The sequence below is a fragment of the Enterobacter cloacae complex sp. P38RS genome (assembly GCF_014930775.1).
Taxonomy (GTDB): domain Bacteria; phylum Pseudomonadota; class Gammaproteobacteria; order Enterobacterales; family Enterobacteriaceae; genus Enterobacter; species Enterobacter bugandensis.
In genome coordinates this window covers 13,867-33,719 of sequence record NZ_JADBRS010000020.1, presented here as the reverse complement: position 1 = coordinate 33,719, position 19,853 = coordinate 13,867, and the positions used below count along the sequence as shown (strand labels likewise).

The 19,853-nt window shown below is 55.5% G+C and carries 15 protein-coding genes; 10 read left to right on the top strand and 5 right to left on the bottom strand.

Annotated features, from left to right (window positions below):
- Positions 1-43: 43 nt before the first annotated feature.
- Positions 44-514: a hypothetical protein gene (locus tag IM303_RS19880; RefSeq protein ID WP_049001393.1), complete on the bottom strand. Its 471-nt coding sequence runs from the start codon at positions 512-514 to the stop codon at positions 44-46.
- Positions 511-1,254 carry a winged helix-turn-helix domain-containing protein gene (locus IM303_RS19875; protein ID WP_049001390.1) on the bottom strand — a complete coding sequence of 248 codons (744 nt, stop codon included), beginning with the start codon at positions 1,252-1,254 and terminating at the stop codon, positions 511-513. Before IM303_RS19875 ends, IM303_RS19880 begins: the two co-directional genes overlap by 4 nt.
- Positions 1,255-1,801: 547 nt before the next feature.
- Between IM303_RS19875 and IM303_RS19870 the strand changes: the two genes are divergently transcribed.
- Positions 1,802-2,419, top strand: coding sequence for a transcriptional regulator (locus IM303_RS19870; protein ID WP_049001388.1), 618 nt, complete (start codon positions 1,802-1,804; stop codon positions 2,417-2,419).
- Between the two features lie 72 nt (positions 2,420-2,491).
- Positions 2,492-5,422, top strand: coding sequence for an autotransporter outer membrane beta-barrel domain-containing protein (locus IM303_RS19865; RefSeq protein ID WP_049001385.1), 2,931 nt, complete (start codon positions 2,492-2,494; stop codon positions 5,420-5,422).
- 35 nt (positions 5,423-5,457) lie between these two features.
- Here IM303_RS19865 and IM303_RS19860 read toward each other — a convergent pair whose 3' ends face one another.
- Together IM303_RS19860 and IM303_RS19855 are read right to left on the bottom strand one after the other, a co-directional pair.
- On the bottom strand, positions 5,458-6,252 hold the full coding sequence (locus IM303_RS19860; RefSeq protein ID WP_032644939.1) for a DeoR/GlpR family DNA-binding transcription regulator: 795 nt from the start codon (positions 6,250-6,252) through the stop codon (positions 5,458-5,460).
- Between the two features lie 34 nt (positions 6,253-6,286).
- Positions 6,287-7,183 carry a sugar kinase gene (locus tag IM303_RS19855; protein WP_049001382.1) on the bottom strand — a complete coding sequence of 299 codons (897 nt, stop codon included), beginning with the start codon at positions 7,181-7,183 and terminating at the stop codon, positions 6,287-6,289.
- 155 nt (positions 7,184-7,338) lie between these two features.
- On the opposite strand from IM303_RS19855, the gene yihU reads away from it, so the two are divergent.
- From yihU to ompL, 7 genes are all read left to right on the top strand, one after another.
- Complete coding sequence (yihU, locus tag IM303_RS19850; protein ID WP_049001380.1) at positions 7,339-8,229, top strand: sulfolactaldehyde 3-reductase; 891 nt, start codon at positions 7,339-7,341, stop codon at positions 8,227-8,229.
- 17 nt (positions 8,230-8,246) lie between these two features.
- The gene (gene yihT / locus IM303_RS19845; protein WP_045260226.1) at positions 8,247-9,122 is read left to right on the top strand and encodes a sulfofructosephosphate aldolase; all 876 of its coding nucleotides are present in this window, start codon (positions 8,247-8,249) and stop codon (positions 9,120-9,122) included.
- Positions 9,123-9,136: 14 nt separating this feature from the next.
- Positions 9,137-10,378: a sulfoquinovose isomerase gene (gene yihS, locus IM303_RS19840; protein WP_049001376.1), complete on the top strand. Its 1,242-nt coding sequence runs from the start codon at positions 9,137-9,139 to the stop codon at positions 10,376-10,378.
- A gap of 16 nt (positions 10,379-10,394) precedes the next feature.
- Entirely contained in the window at positions 10,395-12,419 is a 2,025-nt protein-coding gene (locus tag IM303_RS19835) for an alpha-glucosidase (RefSeq protein WP_049001374.1), read from the top strand.
- A 45-nt stretch (positions 12,420-12,464) separates the two neighbouring features.
- A complete protein-coding gene (locus tag IM303_RS19830; protein ID WP_049001371.1) occupies positions 12,465-13,847 on the top strand; it encodes an MFS transporter in 1,383 nt (460 codons plus the stop codon).
- A gap of 43 nt (positions 13,848-13,890) precedes the next feature.
- On the top strand, positions 13,891-15,315 hold the full coding sequence (locus IM303_RS19825) for an MFS transporter (protein WP_193360189.1): 1,425 nt from the start codon (positions 13,891-13,893) through the stop codon (positions 15,313-15,315).
- 74 nt (positions 15,316-15,389) lie between these two features.
- A complete protein-coding gene (ompL, locus tag IM303_RS19820) occupies positions 15,390-16,076 on the top strand; it encodes a porin OmpL (RefSeq protein WP_049001364.1) in 687 nt (228 codons plus the stop codon).
- Between the two features lie 51 nt (positions 16,077-16,127).
- Here the strand turns inward: ompL and typA are convergent, their stop codons facing one another.
- Positions 16,128-17,951 (bottom strand): ribosome-dependent GTPase TypA, encoded by a 1,824-nt coding sequence (gene typA, locus IM303_RS19815; protein WP_049001363.1) that lies wholly within the window; start codon positions 17,949-17,951, stop codon positions 16,128-16,130.
- A 378-nt stretch (positions 17,952-18,329) separates the two neighbouring features.
- Here typA and glnA point away from each other — a divergent pair, with 378 nt between their 5' ends.
- Entirely contained in the window at positions 18,330-19,739 is a 1,410-nt protein-coding gene (gene glnA, locus IM303_RS19810) for a glutamate--ammonia ligase (RefSeq protein ID WP_008501856.1), read from the top strand.
- The last annotated feature ends 114 nt before the right edge of the window (positions 19,740-19,853 follow it).

Genomic DNA, 19,853 nt, shown 5'->3' with positions numbered 1-19,853 from the left:
CGAGATTTGACTATGCGTGCCGTCTAAGGTGTGCGATTGATTTTTACGGTGCGTTTTTACGGCAGTACAGCGAAGGGACGTTTGACGCGGCAAAAAGCCACGCTCCACGGTACTCATCAATCATCAGGCTCAGATCTCTTCCCGGCGTGCGATAAAAACCCGGTAGCGTTGCATTGATATCAGCCTCATCCGCACTATCGGCGAAGGTTTTAATAATACGATCGTTATTCAATACGCGCGCGTTCTGGTGATCGCTGTAGTGGAAATAGATGGTGCGGTTGACTTCAGAAACCACGTGACCAAACAGTTTACCGTTAATGACAGCGGTCCCTTCCCGATGCTGCATTCGCCATGAAACCGTTCCTACAAATCGGTTTTTACCAATCGTCCATTCCACATCACCTGTACAGCGTATCGGCGCACTCGAAAAATGCGAATACGCTAACCAGCCGCTGGTAATAGCAGCCCCCAGCAACGCCGCCAGCAAAATAATACGATTCCCGAGTGTCATCATTGCTCATGCGCCCAAAAATAATGCGTGGTACATAACGCTGCCGCGTCATGTCGCGCATCGTTATTACAGACAAACGCCGCGATTCGCTCCGTTTTACTATAGCCGATGAGAAAAACGTATCGGTTTCCGGCACACAGGCTGGGATAATTTTTTAACAAGCGAAGGTAATGGTCCTGCATATGTTCATTAGGTGCATAAAAGAGTTGGCAGGCGTTGGTCGTGCTGCCCATTGAAAGTGGAATGTAGTGACTAAACGGCATGTTCTGGTGATGTTTATATAATATGACCCCGTTAATAAGCGCGATCAGAAAAAGCGTAGCGGTGGCTATTATTAACCACGCCGGCTTCTTCATCGCGGTGCCTTCGGCTATTGCCACGTCTTCACTGGCAATTATCGGCTCGGCGGTTGGGGTAAATACTTCAACCTGGGTGGCTTCGGAAAGCGTCAGCCCGCGACGCGAAATCGTTTTTACCGTATCGCGCGGCAACCCCACTTCAGCCAGCGCATTGCGCAATGTCAAAATGGCCTGGTAAAAGGTATTCGGTGTGGTGACATCGTTACGCTCACCCCATCCCACCACCATTAACTGATTTTGCGAAATTATTTCGCCAGGATGGGTAACGAGATAAAGAAAGCAGAGATTGGCAGGAAGCTGCAAATGTATCGTGCGCCCGGTAATATGATTCGCCAGGGTTTTGTTTTCCGGGTCATACTCGACCAGCTTGTTAATAAGATACAATTTTACTTTCCTCTGCAATAACAATATTTAACCCCACAAACCCAAAAAACACACGTATAATTAACAACAGTATAGGTCAGAAGGATCAGAGCGCGACACACCCGTACCTAAGATTAGAAACATCGCATTATTTTTCAATTGATTACAAATCGGTTTTCTTAGGTGAGCCTCAGCTAAAAGGACATAATGAGATTTCATTACACTTCACCAGGTCAAATAATTATATTGAGCCACACGTTGAGAAAAGACTGACGTTCAGGAAGATCGAGGTGACGAATCTTTAGCTATTAGTGCTGTTTCGTCAATTTCCTTCCGGGGTTGTTTTTGCCGAATAATCTTAATGGGTTGATGAATATTCCTGGGTAAGGTCTGACAATCAATGTTCTGTCGCTATGTCTGCGGCCTGCAAGAATTGAGACAGCCAGGAATTTATTTTCTCTGGCATTATTTCTCATAAATACGACAGCAACGCTGGATATGTTTCAAGATTGACACATTTGAAAGGCAGTGAAATATTGATAATGAAAATAAGACAGGAGTGGACTGGATGATAACATCGTCGCAAAAGGTTGTCCGCTGTATAAGCTGCGAATTGTCCTGTCAGTTATTTCCGGATAACACGGTGCGCTCACAATACTGTGGCAGCGCCTCCTTCGCAGTTTGGCCGGTGGGAAATCATTTCCTGCAACTTGCAGTAGAAAATAAAATATTGTCTGGGAACAAGAATCATTTATTACGCGGATTTATTTTTGTAGATTTTTCGATGTATAACCTGCGCCTGCTTGTCGATCCGCAATGGATTGAACATCTGGCGATGACTAACATGCACATCGTGCTTATCGCGGACCGTAAACTGGAGGCGTTGGCTCACTATTTTTTCGCTCACCACAGTGAAATAAAGGGAATTATTTATTCAGATGACGATGACGCTATATTGCAGGAAAAAATTAACCATCTTTTTTCCGGCAGGCGAGTGAGCAGCAGGCGTGGTAATACCCTGAACACTGTTGAATTCACTTTACTTAACAGACTTATTTCAGGGGTGTGCCTCCGGGAGATAATAAAAACAACCAGCATTGATGTGAAAAAAATTTACGTTCATAAAATACGATTAGAGAGGAAGTTAGGTACCAGCATTCATAAAATACTCGTTTCTATTTTGTAATTTCAACTTCTTAACATGCCCACATTTAATGGTGTGGAGGATGTTTTACGCCTGAAAGAAAGGGGGGCAGTTATGCCATATTTATTGAAACACTCACCTGTCGCCGTTGCGATTTCGCTGGCACTATCGTCAGCGCTATTTACCGCGAATGCTGCAGTTATCGATTTTGCTAATTTACCAGCCACCGGAGCAGTAACGGATTTGCCTGCGGAAATACAGGCGCTGATTCCTGCAACGGCAAACGCGAACTTTAGCAAAAATACTAGCGATCCTAACTATGTCTACCAGTACAGCCCTGGCAATATTCCAGTCTACGGGGATGGGATCACTCTCGAAGGGCCGGGGGCGGAAGCCTTTGAGCACTCCGTGACCGTTATTCAGAACTCCACGTCCGGCAGCCCGGGGGTGATATTTGGTGACGACCTGACTATTCGTACCCAGTCAAAAGTGGCTGCCAATAACGGTAAAGATGTCGACGGTATTCGTACCCACGGTATGAACACGCCGAATAACCCGGTATTTATCATTACCGGCGACCGCACCCACATTTACGTTAATGGCCAAAGCGGCGATGGCATCAATGCCGGGTACAGCTCCTTCAGCCAGGGTTCTCTCGGCTCCGCCAATATTTATGTGGGTGACGATCTCTATATCGAAACCACCGGCAGTACCGGTCGCGGTATTAGCGCCTATGCACTGAATGATGCCTCGAAGGCCAAAAATAACATTGTCGTCGGCGATCGTGCGCATATTGTGACGCGGGGTACCTACGCCGAGGGGATTCGTACCAACCAGAGCGGCTCATCCGTCCGTCTGGGGGATGAGACCACCATCGAAACGTTTGGCACCTCGGCCTACGGCCTGTATGCGGGTTCTGCCTCCAGAATCGAGCTGGGAAAAAAAGCGACCATTACCACCGACGCAGCCAGTGCCTCCGGCGTGTACTCTACCGGCTCGTCAACCATCACCCTTGATGAAGGCGCGACCATCACCACCAACGGTGCCAGCGCGCATGGCATCTACGCTTACACAGCAGCGGTAAATGTGGGAGATAACGTCACCATTGCGGTCAACAGCAGCGAGAAAACCAGCAGCTCCGCCCAGGCACCGCACGGGATGTATGCCTGGTCACGCGGCGTGATAACGCTCGACGGTGGGGCAACCATTACCACCGCAGGCCAGCGCGACCAGGGTAGCTATGCCCTGAACGCCAGCAATGGCGGAATTATTGATGCCTCTGCAGGCGGAAAATTCCTCCTTAACGGCGATATCCTCGCCGCAGGTGGCGTCGCGGCCAACAGTACCCTTCCGGCACAAAACAGTACCATTATGCTGACAATGGGTAACAGCTCGCTGTGGAACGGAGCATCGTACATAGAAAGCAACGCTGCCGGGACCGGTACTCTCGCGCTTACGATGAATGATGCCGTCTGGAATATGCGCGACAGCTCAACGCTGACCAGCCTGACCCTGAACGCGGGCGGCACGATAAATTTCCAGCATAATGAGGACGCGGCCTGGCAAACCCTGACCATCAACGAGGATTACACAGGCAACGGCGGCAAGCTGGTTTTCAATACCGTGCTGTCTGACGATACCTCTGAAACTGACAGGCTGATTGTTGAAGGAAACACATCCGGTCGCACCGCGGTTGACGTAAACAACATTGGTGGTGCAGGCGCACAAACCGTTGAAGGGATTGAAATAGTCAGCGTTGGCGGCAACTCGGAGGGAACGTTTGAGAAGGCCAGCCGTATCGTAGCGGGGGGTTATGACTATAACGTTGTGCAGAAAGGTAAGAACTGGTTTCTGACCAGCCTGGCTGAACCCGTTGACCCTCCTGTTGACCCGGTAGACCCTCCTGTTGACCCGGTAGACCCTCCGGTCGACCCCGTCGACCCGCCTGTTGACCCGGTGGATCCACCTGTTGACCCTGTCGACCCGCCTGTCGTCCCGGTAGATCCGCCCGTCGACCCGGTGATTCCGCCGCAAGAACCGGTACCGCCACCTGCGCCGCCGAAAAGCGAGCATCAGTATCGCCCAGAATTTGGCAGCTATCAGGCAAACAGCTATGCGGCAAATACGCTGTTTATGACCCGCCTGCACGATCGTCTGGGTGAAACGCAGTACACCGACATGCTCACCGGCGAGCAAAAAGTGACGAGCCTTTGGATGCGTAACGTCGGCGGGCATGCGCGTTTCAACGACGGCAGCGGCCAGCTAAAAACGACAGCCAACCGTTACGTGCTGCAGTTGGGTGGCGATATCGCCCAATGGAGCACAGATGGCCTGGACCGCTGGCATCTTGGCCTGATGGCGGGCTACGGTAACAGCCAGAGCCGGAGCGCTTCCAGCCTGACCGGATACCACTCACGTGGCGAAGTGAATGGCTATAGCGTAGGTCTGTACGGTACCTGGTACGCAAACGAAGCCGATAAAAGCGGCACCTACGTTGATAGCTGGGTGCTGTATAACTGGTTTGACAATAAGGTGATGGGGCAGGACCAGGCGACCGAGCGTTATCGCTCCAGCGGCGTAACCGCCTCTGTCGAAGCGGGCTATAGCGTTAAGGTGGGTGAAAGCGGCCGCAACAGCTACTGGATCCAGCCGAAGGCGCAGGCCGTTTGGATGGACGTGCAGGCTGACGACCATCGCGAGCGTAACGGCACGCGGGTGAAAGACGAAACCCAGGGCAACCTGATGACGCGTCTCGGCGTGAAGGCCTATATCAGCGGACATAACGCGATGGATGACGCTAAATCACGCACCTTCCAGCCGTTTATTGAAGCGAACTGGATCCACAATACCCAGACCACGCGCATCCGCATGGATGACGTCAGCAATGAGATGCGCGGTACGCGCAATATTGGTGAGTTAAAGACGGGCGTAGAGGGGCAGATTACCCCGCAGCTTAGCGTCTGGGGCAATGTGGCACAGCAGATTGGCGATAAAGGCTACAGCGATACGCAGGGAATGCTGGGAATAAAATACAGCTTCAAATAACAAAAAAGCCGCTGAGAAATCAGCGGCTTTTTGCTTCAGGCGATATCATCGCTGGTACAGGCCAGCACCGTTTCAACCTTACTGGATTTCAGATGATTTTGCAGCGCCGAGCCGGGCATCTCATCGGTGAAAAGAGCCGTTGTCTGCGCCACGTTGCCAATTTCCACCGCGGCGGATGCGTTAAATTTCGTATGATCGGCCGCCAGCAAAATGTGGCGAGAGTGGGCCATCATGGTTTTCACCACGCTGGCTTCATTCACGTCAAACTCCATCATCGCGCCGTCGTGCTCAATCGCCCCGACGCTGGTCACGAGATAGTCCGCCCGAAAACCAGACACAAACGCCGTCGCCGCAGGCCCGATAATGCCGCCGTTGTGCGGGCGCAGCGTGCCGCCGGGCACCATCACTTCAAAGCGCGGGTTCTTATACAAAATATGCGCCACCCGCAGGCTGTTGGTGATGATGCGCAGATGATTATGGTTAAGCAGCGCCCGGGCAACGTGCTCTACGGTCGTGCCGATCGTAATGAAAATAGTTGAGCCGTCGGGAATATAGTCCGCAATCGCCTCCGCAATCGCCCGCTTCTCTTCGGTAAGCGACACTTCGCGCTGCTCGAACGCCGTGTTTACCACGCTGGATGCCCTGCCCGCGCCGCCGTGATGACGCGTGATCAGCCCCTGCTCGCTGAGCTTACGGATATCCCGGCGCACCGTTTGCGTCGACACGTCCAGCAGCTGCGCCAGTTCATCAATGTTCATATAGCCGCGATCGGCAATCAGCGTCAGCAGCTGATCGTGACGCGGGTTGCCGGTCAGTTCGGTAAGGCTCATGGGCTGTCCTCTGAAAACCATCACGCTCCGCATTTTATACAAAAAGTGACAAAAAAGAGCGGGTTTGATCACAGTCGGGTATACCCGCGCGCCCGCCGGGCTTTGTGCATTTCAGGGCTGCGACGGCGCTGGCAAAACGCACGGCGTCTGCGGCGGTGGATTGCTGCCCCAGGCTGAACGCCAGCGCGCCGTGAAAAACGTCGCCCGCGCCAGTGGTATCCACCACGTTCACCTCAAAGCCGGATTGATGACACAAGGCGCCGTTTTCCAGCCAGTAGCAGCCGTCTCGCCCCTGAGTGACATACACATGTCCATTTGTGAGCGTTTGTGCTTTTTTAAGGGCATCTTCTGCTTTATCCAACTGAGTTAGTCGCCGCAGGCCCGGCGCGGAGAAGGCCGCGTGGTCGCTTAAGGCTATCAGCTCCGCGATGTCCTGCGGGGTAACGTCGGCATCAAGCAAAGTAGGAACGCCCTGCTGACGGGCCAGGGTAAACGCCTGTTTTGCCCCGTCATGCCAGCGCACGTCTGCTAAGACAATATCCCACTGGGAAAAGTCGATTTCATGCAGCCAGTCTGCCCCGGCGGGCAGATCGGGGCTGGGGTAGTTGGCAATCACTCGTTCTCCGCCTGCGTCCACCAGCACCGCGGATTGTGACGATCGGGCACCTTTAAACACGCGTGTATAGCGGGTGTTCACCCCCAGGGATTCCAGCTCCGCCAGCAGCCGTCTGCCGGTATCGTCGTCCCCCACCCGGCCAATAAAATCCACTTCCGCACCCAGTTTTGCCGCCGCCACAGCCGCAGTTGCCGCCGGGCCGCCCCCCACTTCCGTATAGTCCTTTGCGACATATTTCCCACCTTCCTTCGGTAAATCATCGAGATACCAGATGCGATCCAGCACGGTAATGCCGACACAAACGATGCGAGTCATGGTGATTCCTTCTGCGATTTCTGATGCCTTCATTTTAATTTCACCAAATGTTTAAAAAGTGACCCGTGTCAATTTTTTGACTATAAATTACAAATACGATCAAAAACAGACAACACAAACGCGCAGAAATTGACACGATGTGACAGGAGAGAGGCATGTCAGCAATCGCATTTATCGGTTTAGGGCAGATGGGCGCGCCAATGGCGAAGAATCTGTTAAAGCAAGGCCACCAGCTTAACGTGTTTGACGTGAACCCGCAGGCGGTTCAGGCGCTGGTGGAGAGCGGCGCACGGGCTGCGGCTACGCCCGCTCAGGCCGCAACGGATGCCGAATTCGTCATCACCATGCTGCCAAACGGCGACCTGGTGCGCAGCGTGCTGTTCGGCGAGCACGGCGTGTGCGAAGGGTTATCCCGCGACGCGCAGGTGATTGATATGTCCACCATCCACCCGCTGCAAACCGACGCGCTGATCCGCGACATGGCTGAGCGCGGCTTCAGCCTGATGGACGTGCCCGTGGGACGCACGTCTGACCATGCCATCGCCGGCACGCTGCTTCTGCTGGCGGGCGGCACCGCGCAGCAGGTGGAACGCGCCACCCCCGTCTTAATGGCAATGGGCAGTGAGCTGATTAACGCCGGCGGGCCAGGCATGGGCATCCGCGTGAAGCTCATCAACAACTACATGAGCATCGCCCTGAACGCGCTTTCCGCCGAGGCGGCGGTGCTGTGTGAAGCGCTTGGCCTCTCCTTTGACGTGGCGCTGAAGGTGATGAACGGCACGCCGGCGGGTAAAGGCCACTTCACCACCTCATGGCCGAACAAGGTACTGAAAGGCGATCTTTCCCCAGCCTTCATGATCGACCTTGCGCATAAAGATCTGGGGATCGCCCTGGACGTGGCTAACCAGCTCCACGTTCCGATGCCGCTGGGCGCGGCGTCCCGCGAAGTTTACAACCAGGCACGCGCCGCCGGGCGCGGGCGCGAAGACTGGACAGCCATTCTAGAACAGGTTCGCGCATCTGCCGGGCTGAAAAAATCACACTGATACGAAAGGACTGAGGAATGACGATGTACACCCTGAAAGATATCACCCGACCTTCCGGCGGTTTTGCAATGCTGGCCGTGGATCAGCGCGAAGCGATGCGCCTGATGTTTGCCGCCGCAGGCGCACCGGTGCCGGTAACCGACCAGCACCTGACGGATTTTAAGGTCAACGCGGCGAAGATTCTGTCGCCGTACGCCTCTGCCATTCTCGTCGACCAGCAGTTCTGCTATCGCCAGATTGTGGAGCAGCAGGCCGTAGCCAACAGCTGCGCGATGATTGTGGCGGCCGACGAGTTTATTCCGGGGAACGGTATTCCGGTCGACAGCGTGGTGATCGACAAAAGCATCGACGCCCAGGCGGTCAAACGCGACGGCGGCAAGGCGCTCAAGCTGCTGGTGCTGTGGCGCAGCGATGAAGATCCGCAGCAGCGCCTGGAGATGGTGAAAGCGTTCAATACGCTGTGCCACGACAACGGGCTGCTGAGCATTATCGAGCCGGTGGTGCGTCCGCCGCGTCGCGGAGCCGAATTTAACCGCGAACAGGCGATTATCGATGCGGCTAAAGAGCTGGGCGACAGCGGGGCCGACCTCTACAAGGTGGAGATGCCGCTGTTTGGTAAGGGCACGCAGCAGGAACTGCTGGCGGCCTCGCAGAAGCTGAACGAGAACATCGCCATGCCGTGGGTGATCCTCTCCTCCGGCGTGGACGATAAGCTGTTCCCGCGCGCCGTGAGCGTGGCGATGCAGGCAGGGGCATCGGGCTTTTTAGCCGGTCGCGCCGTCTGGTCCTCGGTGATTGGCCTGCCGGATACCGAGCTGATGCTGCGTGATATTTCCGTACCAAAACTTCAGCGTCTGGGTGAGATCGTCGACGAAATGATGGCTCGCCGTTAAGAAAGGACCCGAACATGAAATGGTTTAACACCCTGAGCCACAACCGCTGGCTCGAACAAGAGACCGACCGCATTCTCGATTTCGGCAAAAACGCCGCCGTACCGACCGGCTTTGGCTGGCTGGGCAATAACGGGCAAGTTCGCAGCGATATGGGCACCCATCTTTGGATCACCGCCCGCATGCTGCACGTGTACGCGGTGGCGGCGAACATGGGCCGTCCCGGCGCGTATGCCCTGGTTGAGCACGGCATTAACGCCCTCAACGGTCCGCTGCGCGACAAGCAGCACGGCGGCTGGTACGCCTGCGTAAACGATGAAGGCGTCGTTGACGCCTCCAAGCAGGGCTATCAGCACTTTTTCGTCCTGCTGGGCGCGGCGAGCGCCGTCACCACCGGCCACCCGCAGGCACGCAAGCTGCTGGACGATGCCATCGAGGTGATTGAGCGCTACTTCTGGAGCGAACAGGAGCAAATGTGCCTCGAGTCCTGGGATGAAGCCTTCAGCAAAACGGAAGATTACCGCGGCGGTAACGCCAACATGCACGCCGTGGAAGCCTTCCTGATTGTCTATGACGTAACCCACGACCGGAAATGGCTCGACCGCGCCCTGCGCATCGCCTCGGTGATTATTCACGACGTGGCGCGCAAAGGTGAGTATCGCGTTAACGAGCATTTCGACACCGACTGGAACCCGATCCGCGATTACAACATCGATAACCCTGCTCACCGCTTCCGCGCCTACGGCGGCACGCCGGGACACTGGATTGAGTGGGGCCGCCTGATGCTGCACCTGCGCGCCGCGCTGGAAGCGCGCTTTGAAACCCCGCCGGAGTGGCTGCTGGAAGATGCGAAAGGCCTGTTCCACGCCACCATCCGCGACGCCTGGGCACCCGACGGCGCCGACGGGTTTGTCTATTCCGTGGGCTGGGACGGCAAGCCTATCGTCCGCGAACGCGTGCGCTGGCCAATCGTCGAGGCGATGGGCACGGCCTATGCCCTCTATACCGTGACCGGCGAAGCGCAGTACGAAGCCTGGTATCAGAAGTGGTGGGATTACTGCATCAAGTACCTGATGGATTACGAAAACGGTTCCTGGTGGCAGGAGCTGGACACCAATAACGAAGTGACCACCAAAGTCTGGGACGGCAAGCAGGATATTTACCATCTGCTGCACTGCCTGGTGATCCCCCGCCTGCCGCTGGCGCCGGGCTTAGCGCCTGCCGTCGCCGCCGGATTGCTGGACAGCCAGGCCAAATAATAAAGACGGAGTTTTTATGCGTACCCTACACAATATTGACCTGAAAAATAACGAACGTGGCTTCACCCTGCGCTGGCAGGATCGCCTGATTTTGTCCCACTCCGAAGAAGCGCCTTGCCTGTGGATCGGCGCAGGCGAAGCCGATATCGAGATGTTTCGCGGCAATTTCAGCATTAAAGACAAGCTCAACGAAAAGATTGCCCTGACGGACGCGACCGTCTCGCAGCAAAGCGCGGGCTGGGCCATCCGCTTTACACGCGGCGATGCGGTGAGCGCGACGCTGCTGGTGGGCGTGGATGCGGAAGGCCGTCTGGAGCTGAAGCTGAAAAATGATGCCGCCAGCCATAACCGCATCTGGCTGCGGCTGGCGGCGCAGCCGGAAGATCATATCTACGGCTGCGGCGAGCAGTTCTCGTATTTCGATCTGCGCGGCAAGCCGTTCCCGCTTTGGACCAGCGAGCAGGGCGTGGGGCGCAACAAGCAGACCTACGTCACCTGGCAGGCCGACTGCAAAGAGAACGCGGGTGGTGACTACTACTGGACCTTCTTCCCGCAGCCTACCTTCGTGAGCACCCAGAAGTACTACTGCCACGTGGATAACAGCTGCTACATGAACTTTGACTTCAGCGCACCGGACTTCCACGAGCTGGCGTTCTGGGAAGATAACGCCACGCTGCGCTTCGAATGTGCGGAAACCTACGTCGATCTGCTGGAAAAACTGACCGGCCTGCTGGGACGTCAGCCGGAGCTGCCGGACTGGGTGTACGACGGCGTGACGCTGGGCATTCAGGGCGGCACCGAGGTGTGCCAGCAGAAGCTCGACGCTATGCGCGAGGGCGGCGTGAAGGTGAACGGCATCTGGGCGCAGGACTGGTCCGGCATCCGCATGACCTCCTTCGGCAAACGCGTGATGTGGAACTGGAAGTGGAACAGCGAGCTCTATCCGCAACTTGACGAGCAGATCGGGCAGTGGAAGCAGGAGGGCGTACAATTCCTCTCCTATATCAACCCGTACGTCGCCAGCGATAAAGATCTCTGCGAAGAGGCGGCGAAACGCGGCTATCTGACCAAAAACGCCAACGGCGAGGACTACCACGTTGAATTCGGCGAGTTCTACGCGGGCGTTATCGACCTGACCAACCCGGAAGCCTACGGCTGGTACAAAGAGGTCATTAAAAAGAACCTGATCGAACTGGGCTGCGGCGGCTGGATGGCCGATTTCGGGGAATATCTGCCGACCGATACCTTCCTGCACAACGGCGTGAGCGCGGAGATCATGCATAACGCCTGGCCTGCCCTTTGGGCGAAATGTAACTACGAGGCGCTCCAGGAGACCGGCAAGCTCGGGGAGATCCTGTTCTTCATGCGCGCGGGCTACACCGGCAGCCAGAAGCACTCGGTGATGATGTGGGCGGGGGATCAGAACGTTGACTGGAGCCTGGACGACGGTCTGGCGTCCGTCATCCCTGCGGCGCTGTCGCTGGCGATGACCGGGCACGGCCTGCACCACAGCGACATCGGCGGCTACACCACCCTGTTCGAGATGAAGCGCAGCAAGGAGCTGCTGCTGCGCTGGTGCGACTTCAGCGCCTTTACGCCGATGATGCGTACCCACGAGGGCAACCGCCCTGGCGACAACTGGCAGTTCGACGGCGATGCGGAAACCATCGCGCACTTCGCGCGCATGACCACCGTGTTCACCACCCTGAAGCCGTACATCAAAGCTGCGGTTGCGCAGAACGCGAAAAGCGGCCTGCCGGTGATGCGTCCGCTGTTCCTGCACTATGAGGACGACGCGCGCGCCTACACGCTGAAATACCAGTACCTGTTTGGCCGCGATCTGCTGGTGGCACCGGTTCATGAAGAGGGCCGCCGGGACTGGTCGCTCTATCTGCCGCAGGACAGCTGGGTCAATGCGTGGACAGGGGACATCTGCCAGGGCGGTGACGTGACCGTTGATGCCCCGATTGGCAAACCGCCGGTCTTCTATCGCCAGCACAGCGAATGGGCAGATCTGTTTAGCACCTTACGTGATATCTGATAAGGCTCGCCCGCAGGGAAACCTGCGGGCAGACGGAGAACAATAATGAGTCAACATACTTCCGATCCGGCAACCCTACGCCTGCCGTTTAAAGAAAAACTCGCCTACGGGATGGGCGATCTCGGCTCAAACATCCTGCTGGATATCGGCACGCTCTATTTGCTGAAGTTTTACACCGACGTGCTGGGGCTGCCCGGCACCTACGGCGGGATCATCTTCCTGATTGCGAAGTTTTTTACCGCCTTCACCGATATGGGCACCGGTATCATGCTCGACTCCCGGCGCAAGATTGGCCCGAAAGGGAAATTCCGCCCGTTCGTGCTGTATGCCGCCTTCCCGGTGACCTTACTGGCAATTGCCAACTTCGTCGGTACGCCATTTGAGATGACCGGCAAAACGGTGATAGCAACGGTGCTGTTCATGCTGTACGGCCTGTTCTTCAGCATGATGAACTGCTCTTACGGCGCGATGGTGCCCGCCATCACCAAAAACCCGGACGAGCGCGCCTCGCTGGCGGCCTGGCGTCAGGGCGGCGCCACGCTCGGCCTGCTGCTCTGTACGGTGGGCTTTGTCCCGGTGATGAACCTGATTGAGGGTAACGACCAGCTTGGCTACATATTTGCCGCCACTCTCTTCTCGCTGTTCGGGCTGTTCTTTATGTGGTGGTGCTATAAGGGCGTCACCGAGCGTTACGTCGAGACGCAGCCCGCTAACCCGGCGCAAAAGCCGGGGCTGCTGCAGTCGTTTCGCGCCATTGCCGGGAACCGTCCGTTGTTTATCCTGTGCATCGCGAACCTGTGCACGCTGGGCGCGTTTAACGTCAAACTCGCTATTCAGGTCTACTACACGCAGTACGTGCTGAACGACCCGATCCTGCTGTCGTACATGGGCTTCTTCAGCATGGGCTGTATTTTTATCGGCGTCTTTATGATGCCGGGCGCGGTGCGGCGCTTCGGCAAGAAAAAGGTCTACATCAGCGGGCTGATGATCTGGGTGGCGGGCGATCTGCTCAACTACTTCTTCGGCGGCGGCTCGGTGAGCTTTGTGGCGTTCTCCTGCCTGGCGTTCTTCGGCTCCGCGTTCGTGAACAGTCTGAACTGGGCGCTGGTGTCCGATACCGTGGAATACGGCGAGTGGCGCACCGGCGTGCGCTCCGAAGGGACGGTCTACACCGGCTTTACCTTCTTCAGGAAGGTATCCCAGGCGCTGGCCGGCTTCTTCCCGGGGATCATGCTCACCCAGATCGGCTACGTGCCGAACGTGGTGCAGTCCGCCGGGACGGTTGAAGGGCTGCGGCAGCTGATATTTATCTACCCGAGCCTGCTGGCGGTCATCACCATCGTGGCGATGGGCTGCTTCTACAACCTCAACGAGAAGATGTATGTGCGCATCGTGGAAGAGATCGAACTGCGCAAACGTACGGCCTAAATGACGTGATAGAGCGCCCTGCGGGGCGCTCTGAGGATCGACCATGACACACAATACTGATCCGTTAACCCTGAAATTGAGCCTGCGAGAGAAGTGCGCCTACGGGATGGGCGATTTTGGCTCGAACCTGATGCTGTGTATTGGCACGCTATACCTGCTGAAGTTTTACACCGATGAACTGGGGATGCCCGCGTTTTACGGCGGCATTATTTTCCTGGTGGCGAAGTTTTTTACCGCGTTTACCGACATGCTGACCGGGGTGCTGCTCGACTCCCGGCGTAATATCGGCGCGCGGGGGAAATTCCGGCCGTTTATTCTTTACGCCTCCGTCCCGGTGGCGCTGGTCGCGACGGCGCAGTTTATGGCCAACGACTTTAGCCTGACGGTGAAAACGGCGCTCGCCACCGTGCTCTTCATGATGTTTGGGCTCTGCTACAGCCTGATGAACTGCGCCTACGGTGCGATGGTGCCGGCCATCACCAAAAACCCGAACGAGCGCGCGCAGCTGGCGGCGTGGCGACAGGGCGGCGCTACGGTGGGGCTGTTGCTCTGCACCGTCGGCTTTATGCCCATTCAGGCGCTGTTCGTCCACCAGCCCTCCCTAGGCTATCTGGTGGCTGCGCTGGTGTTCGTCACCGGCGGCCTGTTCTGCATGTGGTGGTGCTACAGCGGGGTGAAAGAGCGCTATGTCGAGATAACGCCCGATCACCATAAGCCCGGAATTCTGAAATCGTTCTGCGCGATTTTTCGCAATCCGCCGCTGCTGGTGCTGTGCATTGCCAACCTGTGTACTCTCGCCGCGTTCAACATCAAGCTGGCGATTCAGGTCTATTACACCCAGTACGTGCTGAACGATCTGCATCTGCTGTCGTGGATGGGCTTTTTCAGCATGGGCTGCATTCTGATTGGCGTGTTTCTGGTGCCCGGCGCGGTGAAGCGCTTTGGCAAGAAGCCCGTCTATCTGGGCGGGCTGGCGCTGTGGGCGGTGGGCGACGTGCTGAACTTCTTCTGGGGAACCAGCTCCCTGCTGTTCGTGCTCTTTTCCTGCATGGCCTTTTTCGGCACCGCGTTTGTGAACAGCCTGAACTGGGCGCTGGTGTCGGATACCGTTGATTACGGCGAGTGGAAAACCGGCATTCGCGCCGAGGGATCGGTTTACACCGGTTACACCTTCTCGCGCAAAATCTCCGCCGCTCTCGCCGGCTTCCTGCCCGGCATCATGCTGACCCAGATCGGCTACGTTCCTCACGCCGTGCAGAGCACGGGCACGCTGCTGGGTTTGCGTCAGCTTATTTTCCTCTGGCCGTGCGGCCTGGCAATCGTCGCCGCCGTGACCATGGGGCTGTTTTATAAACTCAACGAAGCGCGCTTCGCCTTTATTATCGAGGAGATTGGAAAACGGAAAAAACAGTCAGCGAATACCCCCGAGATAACACCCAACAATAAAGCGTCAGCAGTCACTTTATAACAATAAATTCGGCCCGTATTTCCTTCCTGTTCATCAGGAGGGAGGCCTTTCTGTACCTGATACATGGACAAATTATGAAAAGAATCATCACTGTACTGATCGTGTCGTCTGTGTCCTGCCCGGTATTCGCCGGGGCCTATGTCGAAACCCGTGAAGCCTACAACACGGCCTCTGAGCTGCACGAAGTGATCCTGCGTGCCGGTTATAACTTCGATATGGGCGCGGGGTTGATGTTCACCAACGCCTACAACGTGGGGAGGTGGGATGAGCTCAAGCACAGCTATAACGAAATAGAGGGGTGGTATCCGCTCTTTAAACCGACGGACAAACTCACCTTCCAGCCGGGCGGGTTGATCAACGACAGCAGCGCCGGTTCGGGTGGCGCGGTTTATTTAGATACCAACTATAAATTCACGGACGGGTTTAATCTGACGTTCCGCTATCGCTATAACCATAACAATTACGATACGCCGGACTATAACGGACAGATGGATAAGAACGACACGCACGAATTCGCCAACTACTGGAATTTCAAGGTGACGGATGCGTTTTTCTATACCTTTGAGCCGCACTTTTTCCAGCGGATAAATGATTACCACAGCAAAAATGGCAAAGACCATCACTGGGAAATTACCAACAAGTTCAGCTACAGGATCGACAGAAACTGGCTGCCGTACCTCGAGCTTCAGTGGCTGGACCGATGGAATGATTACAACCGCGAGCAGTACAGGATCCGCCTGGGGTTACGTTATTCGTTCTAATAAAAAAGCCGCTGATTTCTCAGCGGCTTTTTTTACTACGGATTGACCGTATTAGTCTTCTTTCGCACCGCGCATAGCACGTTTACGATCGTTCTCGGTCAGGTGACGTTTACGGATACGAATTGACTGTGGAGTCACTTCTACCAGTTCGTCATCATCAATGAACTCCAGAGCCTGCTCCAGGGTCATCTTGATCGGTGGAACCAGAACCGTTGCTTCGTCAGTACCGGACGCACGCATGTTGGTCAGCTTCTTACCGGTCAGGCAGTTTACCGTCAGGTCGTTAGAACGGCTGTGAATACCGATGATCTGGCCTTCGTAAACTTCAGCACCGTGACCCAGGAACAGCTTACCGCGATCCTGCAGACCGAACAGCGCAAACGCAACCGCTTTACCCTGACCGTTGGAGATCAGTACGCCGTTGTTACGCTGGCCCACTTCGCCCGGACGAACGTCGTCGTAGTGGCTGAAGGTGGAGTACAGCAGGCCGGTACCGGAGGTCATGGTCATGAACTCAGAACGGAAGCCGATCAGGCCACGGCTTGGGATCACGTAGTCGAGACGTACGCGGCCTTTGCCATCTGGATTCATGTTTTTCAGGTCGCCTTTACGCTCGCCCAGTGCCTGCATCACAGAACCCTGGTGCTGCTCTTCTACGTCCAGCGTTACGTTTTCGAACGGCTCTTGTTTACGGCCATCGATTTCACGGAAGATTACTTTCGGACGGGAAACCGCCATCTCGAAACCTTCACGACGCATGTTTTCGATCAGAACAGACAGGTGCAGTTCACCACGACCAGAAACGCGGAATGCATCAGCGTCTTCGGTTTCTTCAACGCGCAGCGCAACGTTGTGCACCAGCTCTTTGTTCAGACGGTCAAGGATCTGACGAGAGGTAACGAACTTACCTTCTTTACCACAGAACGGAGAGGTGTTGACGTTGAAGAACATGGATACGGTTGGTTCATCAACGGACAGGGCTGGCAGCGCTTCGACTTTCTGCGGATCGCAGATGGTGTCGGAGATGTTCAGTTCACCCAGACCGGTGATCGCGATGATGTCGCCCGCTTCAGCGATGTCGCTCTCGATACGCTCAAGACCCAGGTGAGTCAGGACTTTACCGACTTTACCGTTACGGGTTTTGCCTTCGCTATCGATGATAGTGACCTGCTGGTTAGGCTTCACTTTACCGCGCTTGATACGGCCAATGCCGATTACGCCAACGTAGTTGTTGTAGTCGAGCTGGGAGATCTGCATCTGCAGGGTGCCTTCCAGGTCAACGTTTGGCGCAGGAACACGGTCAACAATCGCCTGATACAGCGGGGTCATGTCTTCAGCCATGTCTTCGTGGTCCAGACCTGCGATACCGTTCAGCGCAGAGGCGTAAACGATAGGGAAGTCCAGCTGCTCGTCGGTCGCGTCGAGGTTAACGAACAGGTCGAAGACCTGGTCAACAACCCAGTCAGGACGCGCGCCAGGGCGGTCAACTTTGTTGATAACAACGATTGGCTTCAGACCATGGGCAAAAGCTTTTTTGGTCACGAAGCGCGTCTGTGGCATTGGGCCATCCATTGCGTCAACGACCAGCAGAACGGAGTCTACCATGGACATTACACGTTCAACTTCACCACCGAAGTCGGCGTGCCCTGGGGTATCAACGATGTTGATACGGTAGTCATTCCATTTAATCGCGGTGTTTTTCGCGAGGATGGTAATCCCACGCTCTTTCTCCAAATCGTTGGAGTCCATCACGCGTTCTTGGGTTTCGGCACGCGCATCAAACGTACCGGATTGCTGCAGCAGCTTATCAACCAGGGTAGTTTTACCATGGTCAACGTGCGCGATGATGGCGATGTTACGCAAATTTTCGATCACAACTTTGCCTCAGGCATTTAGAAATAGCGCGTTATTGTACACGGATTAATCGCACTACAAAACAGGATCACAAACATCCCCCGCAAACAAGTATTGCAGAGATGCTTTGTGATCGCTTTCACGGAGCGGTAAAAGGGCACTTTAACGTAAATTGCACCAATATGGTGCTTAATGTTCACATTGAAGCACTATACTGGTGCAACAAATCCATCATGGTGCAGCCCTTTTGCACTATGGTGCGCATGATAACGCCTTTTTGGGGTGTTTTAAAAGTTGGCACAGATTTCGCTTTATAAAAAATACATGGCAACAGCCAGTACCAACAGAAATTGAAGACCTCGTTACCACGACGACAATGACCAATCTGGAGAGTTAAGTATGTCCGCTGAACACGTTTTGACGATGCTGAACGAACATGAAGTGAAGTTTGTTGATCTGCGCTTCACCGATACCAAAGGTAAAGAACAGCACGTCACAATCCCTGCTCATCAGGTGAACGCCGAATTCTTTGAAGAAGGCAAAATGTTTGACGGCTCCTCCATTGGTGGCTGGAAAGGCATTAACGAATCCGACATGGTTCTGATGCCAGACGCAACCACAGCGGTCATTGATCCGTTCTTTGAAGAACCAACTCTGATCATTCGCTGCGACATCCTCGAGCCAGGCACGCTGCAGGGCTACGACCGCGACCCACGTTCTATCGCTAAACGCGCTGAAGAGTACCTGCGTTCCACCGGCATCGCGGACACCGTTCTGTTCGGGCCAGAGCCAGAGTTCTTCCTGTTCGACGACATCCGCTTCGGTGCCTCTATTTCTGGCTCCCACGTGGCTATCGACGACATCGAAGGCGCATGGAACTCTTCCACCAAATACGAAGGTGGTAACAAAGGTCACCGTCCTGGTGTGAAAGGCGGTTACTTCCCGGTTCCTCCGGTCGACTCTGCGCAGGACATTCGTTCCACCATGTGTCTGGTGATGGAAGAGATGGGCCTGGTTGTTGAAGCGCACCACCACGAAGTGGCGACTGCGGGTCAGAACGAAGTGGCAACCCGCTTCAACACCATGACCAAAAAAGCGGACGAAATTCAGATCTACAAATACGTTGTGCACAACGTTGCGCACCGTTTCGGTAAAACCGCGACCTTCATGCCAAAACCAATGTTTGGCGACAACGGTTCCGGTATGCACTGCCACATGTCTCTGTCCAAGAACGGTACCAACCTGTTCTCTGGCGACAAATATGCCGGTCTGTCTGAGCAGGCGCTGTATTACATCGGTGGTGTTATCAAACACGCTAAAGCGATCAACGCCCTGGCGAACCCAACCACTAACTCCTACAAGCGTCTGGTCCCGGGCTACGAAGCGCCAGTCATGCTGGCCTACTCTGCGCGTAACCGTTCTGCTTCCATCCGTATCCCGGTGGTGGCGTCTCCGAAAGCGCGTCGTATCGAAGTGCGCTTCCCGGACCCAGCGGCTAACCCATACCTGTGCTTCGCTGCGCTGCTGATGGCCGGTCTGGACGGTATCAAGAACAAGATCCACCCAGGCGAAGCGATGGACAAAAACCTGTACGACCTGCCGCCAGAAGAAGCGAAAGAGATCCCACAGGTTGCTGGCTCTCTGGAAGAAGCCCTGCAGGCGCTGGATGCAGACCGCGAGTTCCTGACTGCGGGTGGCGTATTCACTGACGACGCTATCGATGCTTACATCGCCCTGCGTACTGAAGAGAACGACCGCGTGCGTATGACTCCGCATCCGGTTGAGTTCGAACTGTACTACAGCGTTTAATTTAGTTGTTTTACCCGGCGTCAAAAGCGCCGGGGGTAGTTGCCGTGGAAACTTTTAGCCCATCTCCGGATGGGCTTTTTTCTCCACCAACAACCTGATCTCACGCGCTTTTTA

Coding starts and splice junctions, on each gene's coding strand:
- IM303_RS19880 (WP_049001393.1), bottom strand. CDS start 514: ATGATGACACTCGGGAATCGTATTATTTTGCTGGCGGCGTTGCTGGGG.
- IM303_RS19870 (WP_049001388.1), top strand. CDS start 1,802: ATGATAACATCGTCGCAAAAGGTTGTCCGCTGTATAAGCTGCGAATTG.
- IM303_RS19865 (WP_049001385.1), top strand. CDS start 2,492: ATGCCATATTTATTGAAACACTCACCTGTCGCCGTTGCGATTTCGCTG.
- IM303_RS19860 (WP_032644939.1), bottom strand. CDS start 6,252: ATGAGCCTTACCGAACTGACCGGCAACCCGCGTCACGATCAGCTGCTG.
- IM303_RS19855 (WP_049001382.1), bottom strand. CDS start 7,183: ATGACTCGCATCGTTTGTGTCGGCATTACCGTGCTGGATCGCATCTGG.
- yihU (WP_049001380.1), top strand. CDS start 7,339: ATGTCAGCAATCGCATTTATCGGTTTAGGGCAGATGGGCGCGCCAATG.
- yihT (WP_045260226.1), top strand. CDS start 8,247: ATGACGATGTACACCCTGAAAGATATCACCCGACCTTCCGGCGGTTTT.
- yihS (WP_049001376.1), top strand. CDS start 9,137: ATGAAATGGTTTAACACCCTGAGCCACAACCGCTGGCTCGAACAAGAG.
- IM303_RS19835 (WP_049001374.1), top strand. CDS start 10,395: ATGCGTACCCTACACAATATTGACCTGAAAAATAACGAACGTGGCTTC.
- IM303_RS19830 (WP_049001371.1), top strand. CDS start 12,465: ATGAGTCAACATACTTCCGATCCGGCAACCCTACGCCTGCCGTTTAAA.
- IM303_RS19825 (WP_193360189.1), top strand. CDS start 13,891: ATGACACACAATACTGATCCGTTAACCCTGAAATTGAGCCTGCGAGAG.
- ompL (WP_049001364.1), top strand. CDS start 15,390: ATGAAAAGAATCATCACTGTACTGATCGTGTCGTCTGTGTCCTGCCCG.
- glnA (WP_008501856.1), top strand. CDS start 18,330: ATGTCCGCTGAACACGTTTTGACGATGCTGAACGAACATGAAGTGAAG.